Origin of the sequence: Haloarcula marismortui ATCC 43049 (assembly GCF_000011085.1) — an archaeon.
Lineage (GTDB): Archaea > Halobacteriota > Halobacteria > Halobacteriales > Haloarculaceae > Haloarcula > Haloarcula marismortui.
The window spans coordinates 159,309-177,358 of record NC_006395.1; the positions used below are offsets into that span (position 1 = coordinate 159,309).

General features: G+C 57.2%; 14 protein-coding genes. 8 read left to right on the forward strand and 6 right to left on the reverse strand.

Translation table 11 applies throughout. The annotated features are described in order from the left end of the window. The first annotated feature begins 210 nt into the window (after positions 1-210). The 5 genes from RR_RS02985 (at position 211) to RR_RS03005 (ending at position 6,861) form a co-directional block, all read left to right on the forward strand. Positions 211-756 carry a ribbon-helix-helix protein, CopG family gene (locus RR_RS02985; RefSeq protein ID WP_004965646.1) on the forward strand — a complete coding sequence of 182 codons (546 nt, stop codon included), beginning with the start codon at positions 211-213 and terminating at the stop codon, positions 754-756. A 181-nt stretch (positions 757-937) separates the two neighbouring features. After that, complete coding sequence (locus RR_RS02990) at positions 938-2,146, forward strand: Nramp family divalent metal transporter (RefSeq protein WP_004965643.1); 1,209 nt, start codon at positions 938-940, stop codon at positions 2,144-2,146. Then, positions 2,147-4,141 (forward strand): hydantoinase/oxoprolinase family protein, encoded by a 1,995-nt coding sequence (locus RR_RS02995; RefSeq protein WP_011222607.1) that lies wholly within the window; start codon positions 2,147-2,149, stop codon positions 4,139-4,141. It abuts the gene before it with no gap. Continuing rightward, a complete protein-coding gene (locus RR_RS03000; protein ID WP_011222608.1) occupies positions 4,138-5,766 on the forward strand; it encodes a hydantoinase B/oxoprolinase family protein in 1,629 nt (542 codons plus the stop codon). Before RR_RS02995 ends, RR_RS03000 begins: the two co-directional genes overlap by 4 nt. Before the next feature lie 102 nt (positions 5,767-5,868). Further along, the gene (locus RR_RS03005; protein ID WP_011222609.1) at positions 5,869-6,861 is read left to right on the forward strand and encodes a DUF3592 domain-containing protein; all 993 of its coding nucleotides are present in this window, start codon (positions 5,869-5,871) and stop codon (positions 6,859-6,861) included. Between the two features lie 45 nt (positions 6,862-6,906). Here RR_RS03005 and RR_RS03010 read toward each other — a convergent pair whose 3' ends face one another. Further along, positions 6,907-7,467, reverse strand: coding sequence for a PAS domain-containing protein (locus tag RR_RS03010; protein ID WP_011222610.1), 561 nt, complete (start codon positions 7,465-7,467; stop codon positions 6,907-6,909). A gap of 129 nt (positions 7,468-7,596) precedes the next feature. Between RR_RS03010 and RR_RS03015 the strand changes: the two genes are divergently transcribed. Then, positions 7,597-8,001 carry a DUF4864 domain-containing protein gene (locus RR_RS03015; protein WP_011222611.1) on the forward strand — a complete coding sequence of 135 codons (405 nt, stop codon included), beginning with the start codon at positions 7,597-7,599 and terminating at the stop codon, positions 7,999-8,001. Between the two features lie 759 nt (positions 8,002-8,760). Here the strand turns inward: RR_RS03015 and nhaC are convergent. Next, positions 8,761-10,227 carry a Na+/H+ antiporter NhaC gene (gene nhaC / locus RR_RS03020; RefSeq protein WP_004965630.1) on the reverse strand — a complete coding sequence of 489 codons (1,467 nt, stop codon included), beginning with the start codon at positions 10,225-10,227 and terminating at the stop codon, positions 8,761-8,763. Between the two features lie 370 nt (positions 10,228-10,597). Between nhaC and RR_RS03025 the strand changes: the two genes are divergently transcribed. Both RR_RS03025 and RR_RS03030 read left to right on the forward strand, forming a co-directional pair. Next, positions 10,598-11,392 (forward strand): IclR family transcriptional regulator, encoded by a 795-nt coding sequence (locus RR_RS03025; protein ID WP_049938542.1) that lies wholly within the window; start codon positions 10,598-10,600, stop codon positions 11,390-11,392. Between the two features lie 1,175 nt (positions 11,393-12,567). Beyond that, positions 12,568-13,638: an NAD(P)-binding protein gene (locus RR_RS03030; protein WP_011222614.1), complete on the forward strand. Its 1,071-nt coding sequence runs from the start codon at positions 12,568-12,570 to the stop codon at positions 13,636-13,638. A gap of 389 nt (positions 13,639-14,027) precedes the next feature. On the opposite strand, the gene RR_RS03035 is transcribed toward RR_RS03030, so the two are convergent. The 4 genes from RR_RS03035 to RR_RS03050 form a co-directional block, all read right to left on the reverse strand. Next, positions 14,028-14,708, reverse strand: a complete 681-nt coding sequence (locus RR_RS03035) for an IS6 family transposase (RefSeq protein ID WP_011222372.1) — start codon at positions 14,706-14,708, stop codon at positions 14,028-14,030. 214 nt (positions 14,709-14,922) lie between these two features. Beyond that, positions 14,923-15,303, reverse strand: coding sequence for a hypothetical protein (locus RR_RS03040; protein ID WP_004965623.1), 381 nt, complete (start codon positions 15,301-15,303; stop codon positions 14,923-14,925). After that, positions 15,300-16,145 (reverse strand): ParA family protein, encoded by an 846-nt coding sequence (locus tag RR_RS03045; protein ID WP_004965622.1) that lies wholly within the window; start codon positions 16,143-16,145, stop codon positions 15,300-15,302. The genes RR_RS03040 and RR_RS03045 overlap by 4 nt, the downstream gene beginning before the upstream one ends. Positions 16,146-16,246: 101 nt before the next feature. After that, positions 16,247-17,482, reverse strand: coding sequence for a tyrosine-type recombinase/integrase (locus RR_RS03050; protein WP_011222615.1), 1,236 nt, complete (start codon positions 17,480-17,482; stop codon positions 16,247-16,249). Between the last annotated feature and the right edge of the window lie 568 nt (positions 17,483-18,050).

The window sequence follows — 18,050 nt, forward strand, 5'->3', positions numbered from 1 at the left end:
AGATTTCTGAACTCATTTGTTGGTGAATGATTTAATATTTACTTATTTCTGCGCTGATTTCGGGTGAGCGCCATGGGCCGGCGGCTGGGCCTCACGAAGACACATCACGGACATCCCGCAGGCACTGACGCACTGGTCTCGCTGCCATGCTTGAGAGCGCTCTGTCACCAAACAACACGATATTAAGGCCATCCAGTGAGGAGGGGCACTATGCCAACCGACCGCGTCACCGTCTCTCTCGACGAGGAGACCAAGGCGACGTTAGAGGGGCTGACCGACCGAACTGGGGAAAGCCAGAGCCAGCTGATCCGCGAGGCAATCGCATTCTACGCGGCAAACTTCGACTCGGCACACGCGAGTGACAGCGACCACCTCCAGACGTACTACGAGATGCTCTCGACGGGCGAGCACGTCTTGCTGGACGTCGACTTGCTTCACGCACTCCTGAGTCAGTTTAGCGATCCGGCAGAACAGGACGAGGAGGTTCTCGAGATGATCGATCAGGTGGCACAGTACCACGCTCAGGAATACGCTGAGCGGTTCGATTCGCTCGAAGATGTTCTCGAATGGCTCTCGCTGTGTGGGTTCCTGACCGTTCGGCGGGACGAAAAAGGGAGTTTCCACGTGGTGTTCCCATCCGAGTCGGTGCGGTGGTTGATGATTCGGTTCATCCGTGGTAGCATCGCCGACCTCCCGTTCGAAATTGAAGTCGACGAGAGTGTTTCGAAAGTTCTACTGAGAGAGCGAGAACCGTGAATACCCCCGGCACGGGACGTAAACAGACTCAAATCGGTGGGTGTGGGGGTTCTTACTAGTTCACACACTTGGTGACACAGACACAGGGTTCATACGACCGATGTTCCGGCCACACACAGGTCTTAACAATGTTTTTCATTACCTGCTGGGACCGTGACAGTGGCTATCAAAACTAACAATCATGAGCATTACAAAACGACTCAAAGCCGTCGGCCCGGGAGCGATGGTCGCCGCCGCGTTCATCGGCCCAGGCACGGTCACGACTGCGAGTGTTACCGGGGCGGAGTTTGGCTACGCACTCCTGTGGACAATGGTCTTCTCAATTGTTGCAACGATCGTTCTCCAGGAAATGAGTGCGCGACTGGGTCTTGTCTCGGGGGAGGGGCTCGGCGAAGCACTTCGAGAGCGGTTCGACAATCAGATCGTCGAGTACGTGAGTATATTCCTCGTTGTCGGCGCGATCGGCGTCGGGACCGCCGCCTACGAGGCCGGGAATATCCTCGGCGGTGCCGCAGGGCTCGCGACGATTACTGGTATCGACTCGACGGTGTGGGGGGTCGTGATGGGACTCGTGGCCGGACTCCTGCTCTACACTGGGCGCTACAAGCTGATCGAGCGAGCGCTCATTGGTCTGGTTGCCGTGATGGCGTTCTCGTTCGTAGCATCGGCGATCCTCATCGGTCCCGATCCCGGTGCGATTGCGATGGGGTTCGTCCCCGGTATCCCCTCGGGGTCGCTGTACCTCATCACCGGCCTCATCGGAACGACCATCGTCGGGTACAACCTGTTCCTGCATGCGAGTAACGTCCAGGAGCGGTGGAGCGGTCCCGACGATATCGGCCACTCCCGCATCGACACGGTGCTCTCGATCGTCGCAGGCGGCGTCATCACGATTACGATTATGGTCACCGCGGCTGCAGCGTTCGAGCCAGGAACCCAGATCAGCGATATCGGCCGGATGGCCGAACAGCTGCGACCCATCGCGGGTCCGTACGCCGAACTGTTCTTCAGCATCGGCATCTTTGCCGCCGGGTTCACGAGCGCGACGACAGCACCACTCGCGGGCGCGTGGGCGACCACAGGTGCACTCGGCTGGGATTCGGATATGCAGAGCACACAGTTCCGTGCGGTCTGGGGGACGATCCTCAGTGTCGGGGTTCTTTCGGTGTTGCTGGGCGGCAGCCCCGTCCAGATCATCGTGTTTGCACAGGTGGTCAACGGGATTTTATTGCCGATCGTCGCGGTATTCCTGATATACGCGATGAACCAGCGGGACCTCCTCGGCGAGTACACGAACGGGTCGATTGCGAACGCCCTCGGCGCGATTGTGACGCTCATCGTCGTGTGGCTCGGCGTTCGGACGCTGCTCAGCGTCGCGGGGGTGCTGTAGATGGGAGACCGGCGGATCGGCGTCGACGTCGGTGGAACGTTCACCGATGTGACGCTGTCGCTCGACGGCGAACTCGTGACCGCGAAAGTCCCGAGCACTGAAGACCAGAGCGAGGGCGTTATCGCCGGGATCGAGAAGGCCTGTGACGCGGCCGACATCGACCCGGAGACTGTGAGCGAGTTCTCTCATGCGATGACCGTCTCAGTCAACGCGCTCCTCGAAGAGAACGGCGCAAAGACGGCACTCGTCACAACCGATGGATTCCGGGATGTTCTGGAAATCGGCCGCCAAGACCGCCCGTCGCTGTACGACCTATCCGCCGAAAAGCCAACACCGCTGGTTCCCAGACGCCGACGCTTCGAAGTGTCCGAGCGGACGACCACCGACGGCGTCGAACAGCCCGTCAACGAGGACGAAGTGCGGTCAATCGCCGAGCAGTTGCGCGAAATAGATATCGAGTCCGTTGCCGTCTCGCTCTTGCATGCATACGCGCACCCGGAAAACGAAAGCCAGGTGGCAGAAATCCTGCGCGACGAACTCGATGTTCCCGTCTCAGCCTCCCACGAAGTCCTCGCTGAGTTCCGCGAGTACGAACGAACGTCAACGACGGCCGTCGACGCATACGTACGCCCGGCGATTGACCACTACGTCAGTCGCCTCACCGACCGAGCGCGGGAACTCGGAGTCCCACAGCCCCGAATTATGCAGGCCAACGGCGGCATCACCGATGCCGACACTGTCAGGCGGAACGCCGTGACGACCGTCCTCTCGGGCCCTGCCGCCGGGGTCGTTGGGGCAGGGTCGATGGCGGCCGACGAACAGGACGGGCTCGTTACGTTCGATATGGGCGGGACCTCCAGCGACGTGAGTCTCGTCCGCGATGGCGAAGCCGAACGGACGACGGAGGGCGTCATCAACGAGCGGCCGATCAAGACGCCGATGGTCGACGTCGAAACAGTCGGTGCAGGTGGCGGGTCCATCGCCTGGGTCGACGCCGGGGGCGCACTCCGCATCGGACCGCGCTCTGCCGGAGCCGACCCCGGCCCTGCCTGCTACGGGAAGGGCGGAACTGAGCCGACGGTCACCGACGCGAATCTCGTGCTGGGCTATATTGGTGAGAGCACGAGTCTGGGTGGCGAACTCTCGCTCGATTCGGATGCGGCCTACGACGCGCTTGCAGATCTCGCCGACGAGGCGGGTTTCGACGGGCCCGTAGAAGCCGCCCGTGGCGTCTACCGCGTCGCAAACGCGAACATGACCAGGGCCATCCGTTCTGTGACCGTCGAGCGCGGGTACGACCCGCGGAAGTTCGAGCTCGCCGCGTTCGGGGGTGCCGGGCCGATGCACGCGGTATCCATCGCGGATAGCCTCGATATCGACCGGGTGGTGATTCCACGCGCCTCAGGTGTGCTGTCGGCATACGGTCTGCTCGCGGCCGACGAGAAGCGCGACGCAGTACGGACGTATCAGCGGTCACTCGACGCGGTCGACCCAGAGGATGTTGACACAGTCTACGAGGAGTTGTCCGAAGAACTGCTGGCTGAGGTCAGTGACCGCGAGGCGGCGACAGTACGGTACTCCGCCGACTTCCGGTACGCCGGCCAGAGTTTCGAGCTTACCGTGGATGTCGACCGACCGTTTGACACCGCGGACGCCCGCGAGCGGTTCGCCGAAGCCCACGAGTCTGCCTACGGCTATCGAGCGGACGAGTCGGTCGACCTGGTGAACTGTCGCGTGACGACGACCGTCGAACGGAGCGCGCCGCCGGTCAAGTACACTGCCGAAGGCGACCCACAGAAGGGCCCTCGAGAGGCGGTGTTCGCCGACGAGGTCCGCGAAACCCCGGTCTACGAGCGAGCGAAACTGCAACCACAGGATAGCATCGACGGCCCCGCGATTGTCGAGGGCGATGAGAGCACAATCGTCATCCCACCGGCGTGGAACGTCCGGGTGCGCGATGACGGGACACTGACAGCGGCGGTGAGCGACACATGAACGACGAAGCTACGACATCGAGTGACGGACAGGAGACAATCGACCCTGTAACGCTGGAAATCCTCAGGAACCAGCTAGAAAGCGTTGCAACCGAGATGGGCCACGTGCTCATCCGCGGGGCGTACTCCCCGAACATCAAGGAGCGACAGGACTGTTCGACGGCGCTCTTCGACGCGTCGGGTCGGATGGTCGCACAGGCGGAACACATCCCGGTCCACCTCGGCGCGATGCCCGATGCGGTGGATATTGTCCTCGAAAAAGACCCGAAACCGGGCGACGTGTTCATCGTCAACGACCCGTTCGCCGGCGGGACGCACCTTCCGGACATCACGCTCGTCTCGACGATCGCACCAAACGACGAGGTGATTGGATACGCTGTCTCGCGGGCTCATCACGCCGACGTGGGCGGAAGTTCGCCGGGGAGTATGCCACCGGGCGCACAGGAGATTTACGAGGAGGGACTCCGACTGCCGGCAGTTCGGCTCGTCGACGGCGGCGAACCCAACGAGGCGGTCCACGACCTCATCCGTGCCAACGTCCGGACGCCAGACGAGCGTGAGGCGGACCTCCGGGCCCAGCGCGCCGCCAACGCCCGGGCCGAGGAACGCATCGGTGAACTCCTCGAAGAACACGGGCCGACGCTGCTCGACGCATTCAATGCCGTCATCGAGTACTCCCGCGAGCGGGTCAAGGCTGAACTCGATGCTCTCCCGGACGGAACGTATCGCGCGAAGGATATCCTCGAAGGTGACGGTGTGACCGATACCGACATCCCGATTGACGTGGCCGTCACCATCGATGGGGCCTCGATAGCTGTCGACTTCACCGGGACTGCCGACCAGGTGGCGGGCAACCTGAACGCGCCGCTTTCAGTCGCGAAGAGCGCGGTCTACTTCGTCGTCCGAGCTATCACCGACCCGGAGATTCCGCCGAACCACGGCTGTTACGAGCCGGTGTCCGTATCCGCACCCGAAGGGTCAGTGCTCAATCCGAACCCGCCAGCCGCGGTCGTCGGCGGCAACGTCGAGACCAGCCAGCGCGTCATGGATGTCACGCTGGCGGCGCTCGCCACGGCAGTCCCCGACAAAGTCCCTGCCGGTGGACAGGGAACGATGAACAACCTCATCATCGGCGACCGAACTGGTGAGTTTACTTACTACGAGACCATCGGCGGTGGGTTCGGTGCCCGACCCGAGAAAGACGGGATGGACGGCGTGCAGGTCGGCATGACGAACACGCTCAATACGCCCGTCGAGGCGATGGAGACAGAGTATCCGCTCCGGGTCGAGCGGTACGCGCTGCGTCCGTCAAGCGGCGGCGACGGTCGATACCGCGGCGGGCTGGGGCTCGAACGCACCGTCACCGTCGAGACCGACGCCACCGTGTCACTGCTGACGGAGCGCCGGCGGACGGCCCCTGCTGGAATCGCTGGCGGCGAGGACGGCACGACAGGGGAGAATCTGGTCGACGGCGAGCCAGTCCCTGCCAAGGCCTCCATTGATATCGAGGCTGGGACGACCGTCTCCGTCCGAACGCCTGGCGGCGGCGGACACGGCAACCCAGCAGAGCGGGACCCGGAAGCGAGAGAGCGTGACCGACGCGATGGGAAGGCAGACGAGGGGTAGCGTCTCGATTCGGTTGCTCCCTGATAGAACGCGACCGGGCTGTGGAGTGGCGTGTTTCGAGCGCTACGCTCATACGAGTGGGATACAATACTGTGTATTGATATGAAGGTCTCGGTCGGAATCACGACCCTCCACCTTTCACAGAAGAGCGCACTTTTGCTGCTCCTTGCCACCGGTCTGCTCGGGTTCGGCGGGTACGACTACGTCCAGCAGTCACAGGCGGTCGACAACGCCGTTGCCGTCCAGGCAACCATCACCGATTCCAGTGTCGATCGAATGGACGGCGGGCGAGGAATCGATTACGAACCGGAAATTCAGTACACGTACAAATATCAGGGGGAGACCTACACCAGCGAGCAGGTGTTCCCGAGCACAGGCGTCCGGACGTACTCCGACCGATCGAGGGCGGAGTCGGTGGTCGAGTCCTACGAGCCGGGAACGACGGCCCGCGCATACGTCTCACCAGCCGACCCGGACGACGCGTTCCTGATTCGAGAGCGGACGCCGTTCCCACTGCGGGCCATCACCATTGGCGGTTTTCTCTCCGTCATCGGCGTGCTGGCCGGGCTGGGGCCCAAGAATCCGGGCCAACAGGAACTACGGCCCGCGAACGAAATGCAGTCAGCACAACACGAGACGTGGGTTGACAGTCACGGCGAGACACTCCACCGGCTATCGAAACAGGGACTCGGTGTCTGTTTCGTCGGGTTCTGGCTCTCGATGGTCGCGCTGGTGTTCGGCCTTCTCAACACCCCCGGTGAATTTGGAGGCCCGCCACAGGAGATTCAGGCAGAACTTCTGGGGCCGATCGGGCTCCCGATGCTCGCGGGGTTCAGCTTCTGGGTCGGGATGATCCTCTCACTGTGCCTGTACGGCGGCTGGTCGTTCGCCGAGTACCAGCAACTCCGGCGGCGACTCCCAGACCCGAAGCCGCCGAGTCCATTCAGGCATCCGAGTCGGCTCATCACGATACTCGGAACTGAAGACAACGACCTAAGCGAGTACGGGCGGCGTGTCCGGCGGACTGGATGGGCGTTGATGATTGCTGCCGGGATGACAGCTGTGCTGGTGCATCTCCTCTACATCGCAAGCTGACCGGCCAACCGGTCAGAGACGCGTTCTGAGCGGTGCCACCGACAGTCAGGTGTCCGGCGTGTCGATAGCTTTCTGCACCCCGAGCCAGTTCGTGATGGAACCATCGGGGCCGGTAAGCGGCACTATCGTCACTCGGTTTCTGAAGCGTTTCCCGTCCGCTCGGTAGTTCCACAGTTCGACGGTCCGCTGTTCCCAGATATCGATCCCTTCCTGAAGCGTTGCGATTGCATCGGCGTCAGTTGCTGGCCCCTGCAGCAATCGAAGGTTCTCGCCGCGAAGCGCTGCTAGCGAGTACCCGGTCATCTCCTGAAACGTCTGTGTCGCGTATCGGACTGGATTATCCTGATACGCCGGGCCAGTGAGCGTCAGACCCAGCGGGACCGTCCCGAGTCGCACCATTCTGGCGATGCGTTCCCGCTCAGACGCCGTCACAGAGCTGGGCTCGAACCCATCGAGGTCTTGGAGGATGTCAGTCGGTGACTCGTCAGCGAGTTCCAGGTCAACACTCTGGAGATTGTGTGTTTCGACAATGTCTGGAAGCCGACGGCGAAATCTCTCCTCATCTAGCAGCATACAGTCGATAAGTGCGTCCCTGAGTGGGGCCATGTTCGCAGTTGGCTGTTGTAGTTAGCGGTAACACAAACTCCCGTCGATGTCCGGCCTATGGCTGCTCAGGCGTGCCATTCATGCTGATACAGCACCTGTTGCAGGTACGCGCTCGTCCCTACGATACCAATGTCTGAACGCGAATATCCGGTGGCCGACCTTCCGACGCCTCGTGAGACGTACAGCCCCGGCGACGCCGTTTCCCTGCAGCTTGACGCGCTGGAAACAAATGACGACCCGTTTGAGAACGCGGGAATCATGACGGCGTACAACTTCGCCTCCCCGGCCAACCGCCGCTCTACTGGCCCGCTTGACCGGTTCATAGCCATGGTCCAGTCACCACAGTACCGGCCGATGATCGACTTTGAGGAGGCTGTGCGGGGCCCTGTCGAGCGGGATGAGAACTATGCTGAACAGCGGGTGACGGTGACAGGGCCGGATGGCCGAACAACCACGTACGAGTTCGGTCTGTCAGTGCAGTCCGTCGGTGAGTTTCGAGGCTGCTGGCAGACCGACCGTGTTGTGGTGGTCTGAACGGGGCAGCAACTGAACCAGTGCCCGGTAACGTGTTGTGAACTGGGTTGCAGTAGCTACTGTCAGTGCGGCCCATTCAAGTGCTACTGCCACCTATTTCAGGCGTTTTCACGCGGCGAACACTTTACAGGTGTCGACCCACCAGCCACGAAGCAGTGGCATAAGTAAAACACAGCCTCCTTCAAGCAGCACGTTCCATTCTGTAGTCGTGTAATATTCCAATATAAGTAAGATATGTTATTATTTGGAGAACAGTTCCGTTCATTGTGCCGTCTCCGTAACGCGACGAGACACTAACTCAAGTTCAACTGGTCTATCAGCACCGAATGAGATTGCGTCATTCAGTTCGTTTAGCGCTCCTCGTGCTCTTTTTATACAGATTTGCTCACAACGTTACTTTTCCACTATACCTAGTGGCATTGTACTATTGAGTTGCTTAAATCGGCATACTGAGCGTAAAACTCGTAATAGTTGGCAGTAGGACGCTAGATTGTGAGATGCTGCGGTTTTAATCTTCAAAGAATAGCCGCTTAATTCTACACGTCGAAGGCGTGTTTAGTGCATTTCTCAATTAATCAGATATAGTATCAAAACCTATATTTTCAGTTTTTCCAACCTTTTCGATCAGGCTGTGTCAGTTACTGTATTTCACTCACTGCTACACTCGACCCAGTAGGCAGCAGGTTGCGAGACCGGAGGTGCACTGTGTATTCCAGATAGGATCTGGGTTCTCACATGGTCACTCTTCGAATAGTGTGATCAGTCACTATCTGCCGGTGCAGCCACGTTACTCGTCATATGGTCGTCAGCCTCGGCCTCAGTGTATGTGATCTGCCAGCCGGTAACTCCCATGAGGATGAGGATGAGCGGCGAGAGGAAGCCCAGGAAGTAATACGGCGCATACTGGAACGTGCTGACACCAAGCGTGCCAGCCATGAACACTGCGCCGCTATTCCATGGAATGAGCGCACTTGTGACGGTCCCGGAGGACTCAATCGCCCGCGAAAGGTTCTCTGTCTTGAGCCCCTTCTCCTCGTAGAGACTGCCCAGCGTCACGCCGGGAACAACGATACTGATGTACTGTTCTGCCGCAAGGACGTTCATCGAGACTGACGACAGGACCGTAATACCAGTGAGACTACCAACGCTCTTGCTGAGCTGGCCGAGGTGATGGGCTAGAACGGCGATAATTCCAGTACACTCAAACAGCCCACCCAGTGCGAGTGCGGCGATGGCAATTGTTACGGCCCATGCACCGCCAACCATGCCACCGCTTGCGAGGAGGCCGTTTACGAGTTCCATCCCTGTTTCCGGGCTTGTCCCACTCTGTGCGACGGTCCAGACCGACGTGAACGAGTTGCCCTGAAGCACGGCCGAGGTTATCGCGCCGGCAAAGACACCAGCACCGAGAGCTGGAATTGCAGAGATGCCGTAGATGGCCAGTCCGAATGTCACGAGAAGCGGGAAGAAGGCAAGCGGTGAGATCGTGAACGAGCCCGTAAGCGCCGTCTGGATCTCAGCGATCCGGTCAACAGGAATAGCCCCTGATGCGCGGATGCCGAGGCCGGCGTATAGGACGACAGCGATGGAGAAGGCAAGGAACGTCCCTGCCCGCATCGCATTGATATGATCGTACAGATCAGTGTTCGTCACCGCCGAAGCGAGGTTTGTCGTGTCCGAGAGCGGTGACTGCTTGTCACCCGTGTATGCGCCGGTGAGGATTGCCCCTGCAGTCATCGGTTCAGGGAGTCCAAGTCCAGAACCGATTCCGATGAAGGCAACGCCGAGCGTCCCCGCCGCGGTCCACGATGACCCGATAGCAAACGTTATCGCCGCAGTAATGATCGCTGTGAGCGGGAGGAACACTATCGGGTGCAGCAGGTCAAGGCCATAGTACATGAGCGTCGGAATCGTTCCGGCCTGTATCCAGGTCGAGATGAGCGCATAGACAATAAACAGGATGAACACGACCTGAATGCCCATCAGCAACGTGTGTGTGATCCCGGAGTACATCTCGTCCCAGGAGATGTCGAATCGGAAGTAACTGAACAGGCCAGTGAAGGCAATCCCCCAGAGGAGGGGGAACTGCGGGTCAAGCCCGTAAATTCCGATACCTATCCCCAGTGCGGTTAGCATCCCAATAATCGGTATCAGCGCCTCTACCAGAGAGGGTCGGTCTTCGGGGTCAATGTCGTCGTACAGCTTGATGTCGAATTCAGAACTCATTCTTATTGATTCGGTTACGTATCGCCATTCCGCTCGTTGCGCAATGCTGTATCTGCATCAAAATCTGTTCCTGCCGATGAGGTCCGTATCGGCTTTTCAGTCGCTATACGGCCAGTTTGGCGACTACACCGACTATGGCAACAGCGCATGTCGTTTGCTCCATCGACATCATCATTAATAAAAGTTCATGTAGGGGAGTGCTGCTGACAGTCGATATATCCGGGTCGGATTGGATTGTGCTTCAAGATCCAGTCCACTGAGGCGGACCATCCCAATCTGGCGCATATATCTTAGACGAAGAGGGCTACAGCAACAGACTGTGCATTCGATATACCAAAATCATATAACCATGATAAACGAGAATCAGCACATGACTGAACGCGAGCCATCGACCCGACGAATCAAGTCAATGCAGACTGCCAGTGAGGTCCTGCGTGAACTTCAGTCACAGTCTGAGGCGACGCTTTCCGATCTCTGTGGGAATATAGATGTTGCCAAAAGTACACTACATACGTACCTACAGACACTCGTTGCTGAGGGCTTTATCGATAAGTCAGACGGGGTATATCGGTTGGGGCTGCGGTTCATACCACTCGGTGAAAGCGTTCGGAATCGGATCGACCTCTATCAGCTCGGAAAAGAGGAAGTGAAGCGCCTAGCCGAAGAGACAAACGAATGGGTCCATCTCACAGTTGCGTACCGGAGCAGGGAGGTGACGCTGTACGAGCATAATGGGGGCGAAACTGTCGCTGTGGATTATCAACGGCGAACCAGGGAATCCCCACAGTACCTCCACTGTACTGCGACCGGAAAAGCGCTGCTGGCATATTTCGATGACGATCGGGTCACTGAAACAGTGGCTACCGAAGGACTTGTTCAGCAGACAGAGCAGACAATCACTGACCCCGACGAGCTACGGGAAGAACTCGAAGAAATTCGAGCGCGGGGGTACGCGGTAAACGATGAGGAGGAAATTCGGGGCATGCGGTCTGTAGGCGCTCCGATTCAAGACGTGGACGGTACGGTCTGTGGAGCAATCAGTGTGACCGCACCGAAAACGCGGCTCTCCGGTGACTACCTCTACAATGACCTTCCAGAATTGGTAATGGAGGCAGCAAACATCATCGAGATCAATTTGGAGTCCGCAGCCGCCAGCGGTGAGTAGTATTCACATATCTCAAATACTATGGGCACCTTTGCAGAGCGTTGTTACAGGTATATGTCCCAGAGACAGCACCGGCGACTCACCGATGTGGAGTCGCGTTTCAGACGCCCTCTACCTGAGTCAACCGGTCGTGGCGAGTGCTGTGAATCCCCCTGAAACCCCTTCGAGCGACTTGAATTTTAGCTATGTTCGTTAATTCCGAATCGGGCTTGCTTGCTAGCGCGGGGAATACTCCTGACGACAACAACATACCCTCTGCGCTCTGTCCGTAGGCCTCAGCCACGCACCGGCCAGCGCGTCAGGAACCAGAGTAACCGAGATTTTGTTCGGTATAGTCAATATACAAGAGTGAGCAGAGTGTGATCGGTTCCCTGCTCGATAGTATCGTCGATAGGTTGTCTCCAATCCACCGGATCAGCCAGTCACAACCTGATTGCGCAGATACCACTCATAGACCATACCAGTCGCTTCTGTGCCGTTCGTCAACAACCACGCTTCCGGCCTCTCAGTCGGTTCCAGTGATTACATCGAAGGAACGTGACTCTAGTGGGAACTAGGTATTCGGAAGCAACAGATTAGCACGTCCGCAAGACAATAACAGTGGTACATTCGTTATACTCCCGCACGGTATAATTTGAATGCGAAGATAGCAATTCGATATCCTCGCGGCATTTCAATGTCCACTGCTACACTCTAGACAACGGCTATAAGTTTTAACATTATATTTTCTCATCTACTGTCTTATGTGGGTATCTTACTAACGAATATCGCATATTTGGTCATCGTATTTCTGAAATAGGTAGACAGTTGGGCTCTTCAATTATAATACTGTCAGTGAATAACCAATCTGCCCCATTCATGAGTTAGCTACTCGATCTGGATGGGTTCTTCTGGGTAGCTGCTGCTAAGTTTCCGGTCCGATATCCCGCAGGTGAAGACGTGACCGAATTGCCGACACGATCCGGCACTACGCTTGTCACATGGTTTGTTAGACCTCGGCCATCGGGTCCCACCCCATCCACCATAGCAGCCATTCTGGTAGACATCGGTTCTGGAGTTCTAAGATGCAAACAGTGCCGCCAAAGCAGGATAGCAGGCGAATACCCCGTTCAACGGACAGCGTAGCCGTTCACGGCGTTCGGAAACCGGCGCGAAAGACATGCGGGCAATAGGGTATGTTTGAAATAGCTACCGCCAAAGTGGACAATATGAGGGTTTCTATTGTCGGCGGGGGCTTCGCCGGATTAGCAGCAGCGCAACTGGCAGAAGAGGTTACATCAGACGTACATCTCTACGATAAGGGCACATACAGCGGTGACCGAAGAGGCGCCTGGGGAGAGATGGTCTGGGACTACTCACAATTGCCACTAGATCGGCACGTTCCGGGCTACGTCAGGGAAGCTACAACCGGGATATTTATCGGTTCCGACGGGAAGACTGCGATAAATGTCCCTGATGGTGTAATACTGAATAGAGGGGAATTAGAGAAACACTGGGCAAGCACGCTCGAAGAAACAGAGATTATAGCGGACGCAGAAGTTGACGAAGCGGAGTTTCGGAAGCTGTCTGCGGAATCAGATCTGCTAATTGATGCCACCGGGCAGTTCCCGATCTCAAGGCGGTTCACGTCCCTGTCATATGACGTGGCGTGTCCGACGCTGAGCGGGAGGATAGAAGCCGACTTCTCACACCTGTATCCAGAACCAAGAGCGCTTGCGTACGAGAATTACTTCCTCTGGATCGTGCCACAATCGCCAGACGAAGCAACTATCGGGCTTGGTTGCCAGGAGGACAAGTCTCCTGCCGAACTGTATGAGGATATGCGACAGTTGCTTGCAGAAGTCGACATTGAGCCCCCGGAACGTGAGACCCTGTACAGCGGAACCGACGTTTCAAACGGCCTACGAAGTCTCTCAGACTGCTCGTACGAGCTAAACGACTGTACAGTACATATCGCGGGCGATGCAATCGGACTGGCGAACCGCCTGACGGGCTTTGGAATGGTACATGCGGCACAGTCCGGCCAAGCTGCGGTGAGGTCCTTTGTGCAGGGGGAGTCGTATACACGCAGGTTGTTGTGCCAGAACTTCTGGACGAAAGCTGTCACTGGTGTGGTTTCGCCCGTCCATCACACCATCGGGTTGGACGGAATAGCTCGTCTGGCAAAGTCTGATATTGAGTATCAGGAGAGTTTCGAGCCCCAGCAGCCGACAGATATTCTGAGTGCTGTTCGAATCTTCATTTAACCCCGCAAGTCAATGTTAAACACTCAGTTGGCCTGAGACGGGTGGTCGGTCAGGAGCGGTTGATACTGGGGTCGTCACATCATTGGTTACTCTATGGATGAGTACCCCCAGCGGATAGCTCTGCTCTTGGTTTCGCACCTGACGCAACCTGCTTCATATCCCGGCGACGGCAACCGTCTGAGTGGTTGAGTGGCTCGGATAGAGATTATTCGCATCAGCTCGCCGCAACACCTACAAAGGCTAACGAGGGTCTTCAGCTATTAGGCCCGACTGCCTTTTTATAGCCAGAAAGTATAGCTAATCAAAATAGCTAGTCAACATATCTAGATAGTATAGCTAGCTATTGTAGCTGCATTAAGTAGTCAAGGAGACCAGCGAACAGGCACTGTCTAGTTCTGAATCTCCTCAGCTGGCGTTCGTCCGTTGAGCGCTTGGTTCGGTCGTTCGTGGTTGTAGTGGTGTCTGAAGCGTCGTAACCACTGTTTCGCGCTGGATTGACTGCCCCGCCAGTAAGAGTGAAAGCGGTCGATGCGCATGGTCACAGTCTGGAACCACTTTTCGATATGGTTCCGGATTCGGTAGTCAAGCCGACCGCTCAAATCATGACGTGAGAGGGCAGTCAGATAGCCGCCAGCATCGACGAGAAACACTGTATCATCGACATCATGTTTCTGAGTGAGTCGATGCAGGAACGCCGCCGCGGGGTCAGTCCCGCGGCGGCTGAACACGTCCACTTCGAGCAGCAACTTTGATTCGGTGTCAACAGCGGCGTACAACCACTTCTTTTCTCCGTCAATCTCGATTTGTTTCTCATCGACCGCGACCCGCGACGGCTCCGCCGTCGGCGGGTCGCTCTGTGCTTCAGACAGTGTATGCACCCAATTCCAGACTGCTCCGTGAGAGCGATCGACACCCAGCAGGTCTAGGACAGCAACCGTCTCCCTAATCGATAGCCCCGCAGTATGGAGACGCACCCCAAACCGCCGGACGGGTGTCGGGGTGCGCTCATTCTCCCAAACGTCTTGACTGTCCTCATCCAACGTTTCTCTGAGGAGGTCTGCGAGTTGCATAGGCACTTCTCGCTACGACCTCCTCGCTTCTCAAACTCGCTCAACTAGACAGTGCCAGCGAACAGGAATAGTCAGCTAACACAACTATCAGTTCCAGTTTTGTTCGATAGCCTACCGAGTCAGGGCTAGGGGCACATCAAACGGAGCGACAAGTAAGGCGCAAAGACAAGGCTTCGTCGACAATTGTGCTTACGAACAAAAATCAAAGCAGATCTTATCGGGAAGCCGCTGACTGCTCCCAGTCGTACCCCCATTCACGGAGCTCTTCTGCCACAAGGTCCGGGTTGTCCATGGCAACGACGAGGGCAGCCTCCAGCGCGTCAGTCTTGTACACGTCCTCTCCAACTTCATCCTCCAGATTGCGGAGGAACGTGGACTCGCGTTCCGCAACTTCGGGCCGGATGAAAATCGGTCGCTGCTTGCGGTCCTGTTTGACCGAGTCACGACGGAATTTATATGGAATGTCGGGTTGGGTCGTAGCTTCTACGTCGGTGGACTCGGTTTCGACAGCCATCTCATCCTGCTGGTCGTCTGATTCTGGCTCTGGATCTGCGTCCGTCTCTGCAAACGGATCGTCGCCGGAGCCGGATTTCATGCTGTTGCCTCCTGTTCGCGGGTCTGGCGGAGGTGTGCCGCCAGTTCCTCGAACTGTTCCAGCGTTTCGATTTCGTAGTCACGTTCCCGACTCCGATGTTCTTCGATATATTTGAACGCCGAACACTGCTTGCGCCAACACCCTTCGAGCAAGGACGTTCGTTCACGAAACACTACCGGGATGTCGTACGATTCCGCCTGGAGTCGTTTGAGCATCTCTTCTTGATCGTTCGTTCCTTTGAATCGGTTCGGTACTGCAGCTAACACGCCCACGTTAATGTCCAGCGTGTCTTCAAGGCCGGTAACGAGGTCTGCAAGTCCCGCAACGGACTGCTGTCCCTTCCCACTCGGCTCGAACGGAATGACGAGGTTCCGCGTCGCGTGCAATGCGTTGTACAGTTTCACGTCCGCAGTCGCCGGTGGATCGATGATGACGGTGTCATACTCGGACGGAACGCCCGCGTCTTTTAGCACACGTAGGAGCTGGACGTTGGGGTTCCAGTTCTCGCCGAAGTCCGCTGCTTCCTCCTCGCGACGCCGGAGGTGTTTCGAGAGCACTTCCAGAGAATTGTGTGCGGGAAGGACATCGACACCCTCTGAGGTTTCAATGAGGTCAGAGAAGGGACCGCGTGGCCGCTCGACAAGATGCCGAACTAGGCTATCGGCCTCTGAGTCAGTTCGGTGGTCCGCAACGTCAAACAGGAATGAGAGGCTCCCCTCCTGTGGGTCCATATCGATTGCGAGTACGTCGTGACCAGCACGGGCGTCGGCGACAGCGAGATTCGCCGCCATCGTTGTCTTGCCGACACCGCCGGCCTCGCTGTACACGGTGTAGGTCAGCATACCTTACCGAATACACTGCACAGATATAAGGATTAGTCAGACGGTATAGCTATACAGTATAGTCATTTTATTTTACTTAACTACCAGCCCGGCGAGGCCAGCTACTCATCAAACAACCCCGCGAGCGCCTCTCGCATCTCTGCCCGACGGTGCGACCGTGCTTCAGACTCCGACAGATAGTTGTCGAGCACAACTTGCGCAGACGCCGACCCCTGCTCAGCTGCGACGTCTTCAAACCGCTCTGCAACCCGCCGGACAGCGGCGCCGTACGTCGTGTACCAGAATCGACGACCCGTTTTCGGCGTCGGCCTGTCACCATCAACGGTGATATCCGCGACTTCTGCCACTGACTTGAACCGTCGGCGAACGGTTTCAGCGGTCAGGTGGCCAGTGGTGGCAGCCGATGAAGGGAGCAAATAGCCGTTCCAATCCGGATCAGAGAGTGCTTCAATACGCTCAGTAACCGTCTTCAGACCGGCAAGCAAAGCTACGGTCCCAGGACCGTTTTTCCGCTCGCCGTCGGCGAATTCTATGTACGAATGAGAGTTATCATCCGGATCAAGGTTGAGCTGCCGGATATGGAGCGAGGCCACTTCGCTCGGTCGAAGCCCCCACCCGCAACATGCGACCACGATAAATCGGTCGCGTAGCTCAGTCGCCGCTGCATAGAGACGCTGAACGGCGTCTCTATCGAGTGCCTTGTTGTCCCAGGATGGAGTCGTATCCCACCCAAATCGGATTTCGAGGTCAGCAAGCGGATTGTACGCGGCACCGCCAAACATCACCAAGTGCTTGTAGAACTGCCGTGTGTCCTGAACGTATTTACGCCGTGATGCAAGCGTCGTCAGGGCTTCGTCCAGTTGGTCAAGTGCGTCGAAGGTCGCTGCAACCCGATCCATTTCAGCAACGCGTTCATCGGGATTCTCCAGCGGTGCGAGCAAATCTTTTGTATCGTGGATATTGGTATATACTTTTGCGTACCGTCGCAAAATCGACCGACGTGTGTCGATTGTCGCATCAGCACGCCCACGTCGAGTCGAAAGCTCGGCGAGGTACTCCTCAATGGCTCGCTGTGTGTTATCAGAGAGAAAATCGAATGGCTCCGACGCCTTCTCGTCTTCCGGCACTTCGATCTCGTCGTAGAACTGCCCCGGAGACAGGTCGAATCGGCGCTGGAGGTGCTTGACAAGTCCCGGAAACCGTCCGTTCAGCCACGCATATGTGGGGGTTTCAGTGGTTGGATTGAGGCCGTCGTCTTTCATCGCCGGCACAACAGTCTCACGGTAGAATGCTTTGCAGTCAGCCAAGTCCATCGTCGAATAGCGGGTTTCAGTCATTGATCTGAGTGTGTGGACAGCGTAACCGACGTACTGTCCCTGCTGGTACTCTAAACCGCCGTAATTTCGTATGTAGCGTATTTTAATCGTACTACTAATAGTTTGTCTTGTATTGTTTTCTCATGCAGAAACCCACAACAAGACAGGTACTGGCAAATTTATTACTGCAACACATAAATCATATGTTGCTATACCAAATTGACGTGGACCACAGTTTCGGAGGATGAGTTAGTTTCGGAGAAGATTGGCGACTAATTGGGGTATTTCGTGTGGTTAGTCACCGAGACCAACACCTGATAACATCGACACCAGAACGTGTATCGATAAATGCGCGGATTTTGACGACTCTGGACAGCGTTCCCACTCATCCCCAGTAAGCGTTCGAGTGTCTAGACGCTCAGTCGGGCAGGATCAGCACCGAGGCGACGAGTTCGACACACTCACCAGCGGTCAGGACCGGTGCGACCAGTTTGAGAGCTGTTTCGAGCGCTGCTTCTGTACCCATACATCTCTCGCAAGACTCGGTGTCGAGATAGAGGAAATCGAAATGCAGTACAACGACGCCTGT

Bases quoted from the DNA above. Each gene is read 5' to 3' on its own strand.
- RR_RS03025 (WP_049938542.1), top strand. From the start codon at position 10,598: ATGACTGAACGCGAGCCATCGACCCGACGAATCAAGTCAATGCAGACT.
- RR_RS03010 (WP_011222610.1), bottom strand. From the start codon at position 7,467: ATGGCCCCACTCAGGGACGCACTTATCGACTGTATGCTGCTAGATGAG.
- RR_RS03015 (WP_011222611.1), top strand. From the start codon at position 7,597: ATGTCTGAACGCGAATATCCGGTGGCCGACCTTCCGACGCCTCGTGAG.
- RR_RS03050 (WP_011222615.1), bottom strand. From the start codon at position 17,482: ATGACTGAAACCCGCTATTCGACGATGGACTTGGCTGACTGCAAAGCA.
- RR_RS03030 (WP_011222614.1), top strand. From the start codon at position 12,568: ATGTTTGAAATAGCTACCGCCAAAGTGGACAATATGAGGGTTTCTATT.
- RR_RS03035 (WP_011222372.1), bottom strand. From the start codon at position 14,708: ATGCAACTCGCAGACCTCCTCAGAGAAACGTTGGATGAGGACAGTCAA.
- RR_RS02990 (WP_004965643.1), top strand. From the start codon at position 938: ATGAGCATTACAAAACGACTCAAAGCCGTCGGCCCGGGAGCGATGGTC.
- RR_RS03040 (WP_004965623.1), bottom strand. From the start codon at position 15,303: ATGAAATCCGGCTCCGGCGACGATCCGTTTGCAGAGACGGACGCAGAT.
- RR_RS02985 (WP_004965646.1), top strand. From the start codon at position 211: ATGCCAACCGACCGCGTCACCGTCTCTCTCGACGAGGAGACCAAGGCG.
- RR_RS02995 (WP_011222607.1), top strand. From the start codon at position 2,147: ATGGGAGACCGGCGGATCGGCGTCGACGTCGGTGGAACGTTCACCGAT.
- nhaC (WP_004965630.1), bottom strand. From the start codon at position 10,227: ATGAGTTCTGAATTCGACATCAAGCTGTACGACGACATTGACCCCGAA.
- RR_RS03045 (WP_004965622.1), bottom strand. From the start codon at position 16,145: ATGCTGACCTACACCGTGTACAGCGAGGCCGGCGGTGTCGGCAAGACA.
- RR_RS03005 (WP_011222609.1), top strand. From the start codon at position 5,869: ATGAAGGTCTCGGTCGGAATCACGACCCTCCACCTTTCACAGAAGAGC.
- RR_RS03000 (WP_011222608.1), top strand. From the start codon at position 4,138: ATGAACGACGAAGCTACGACATCGAGTGACGGACAGGAGACAATCGAC.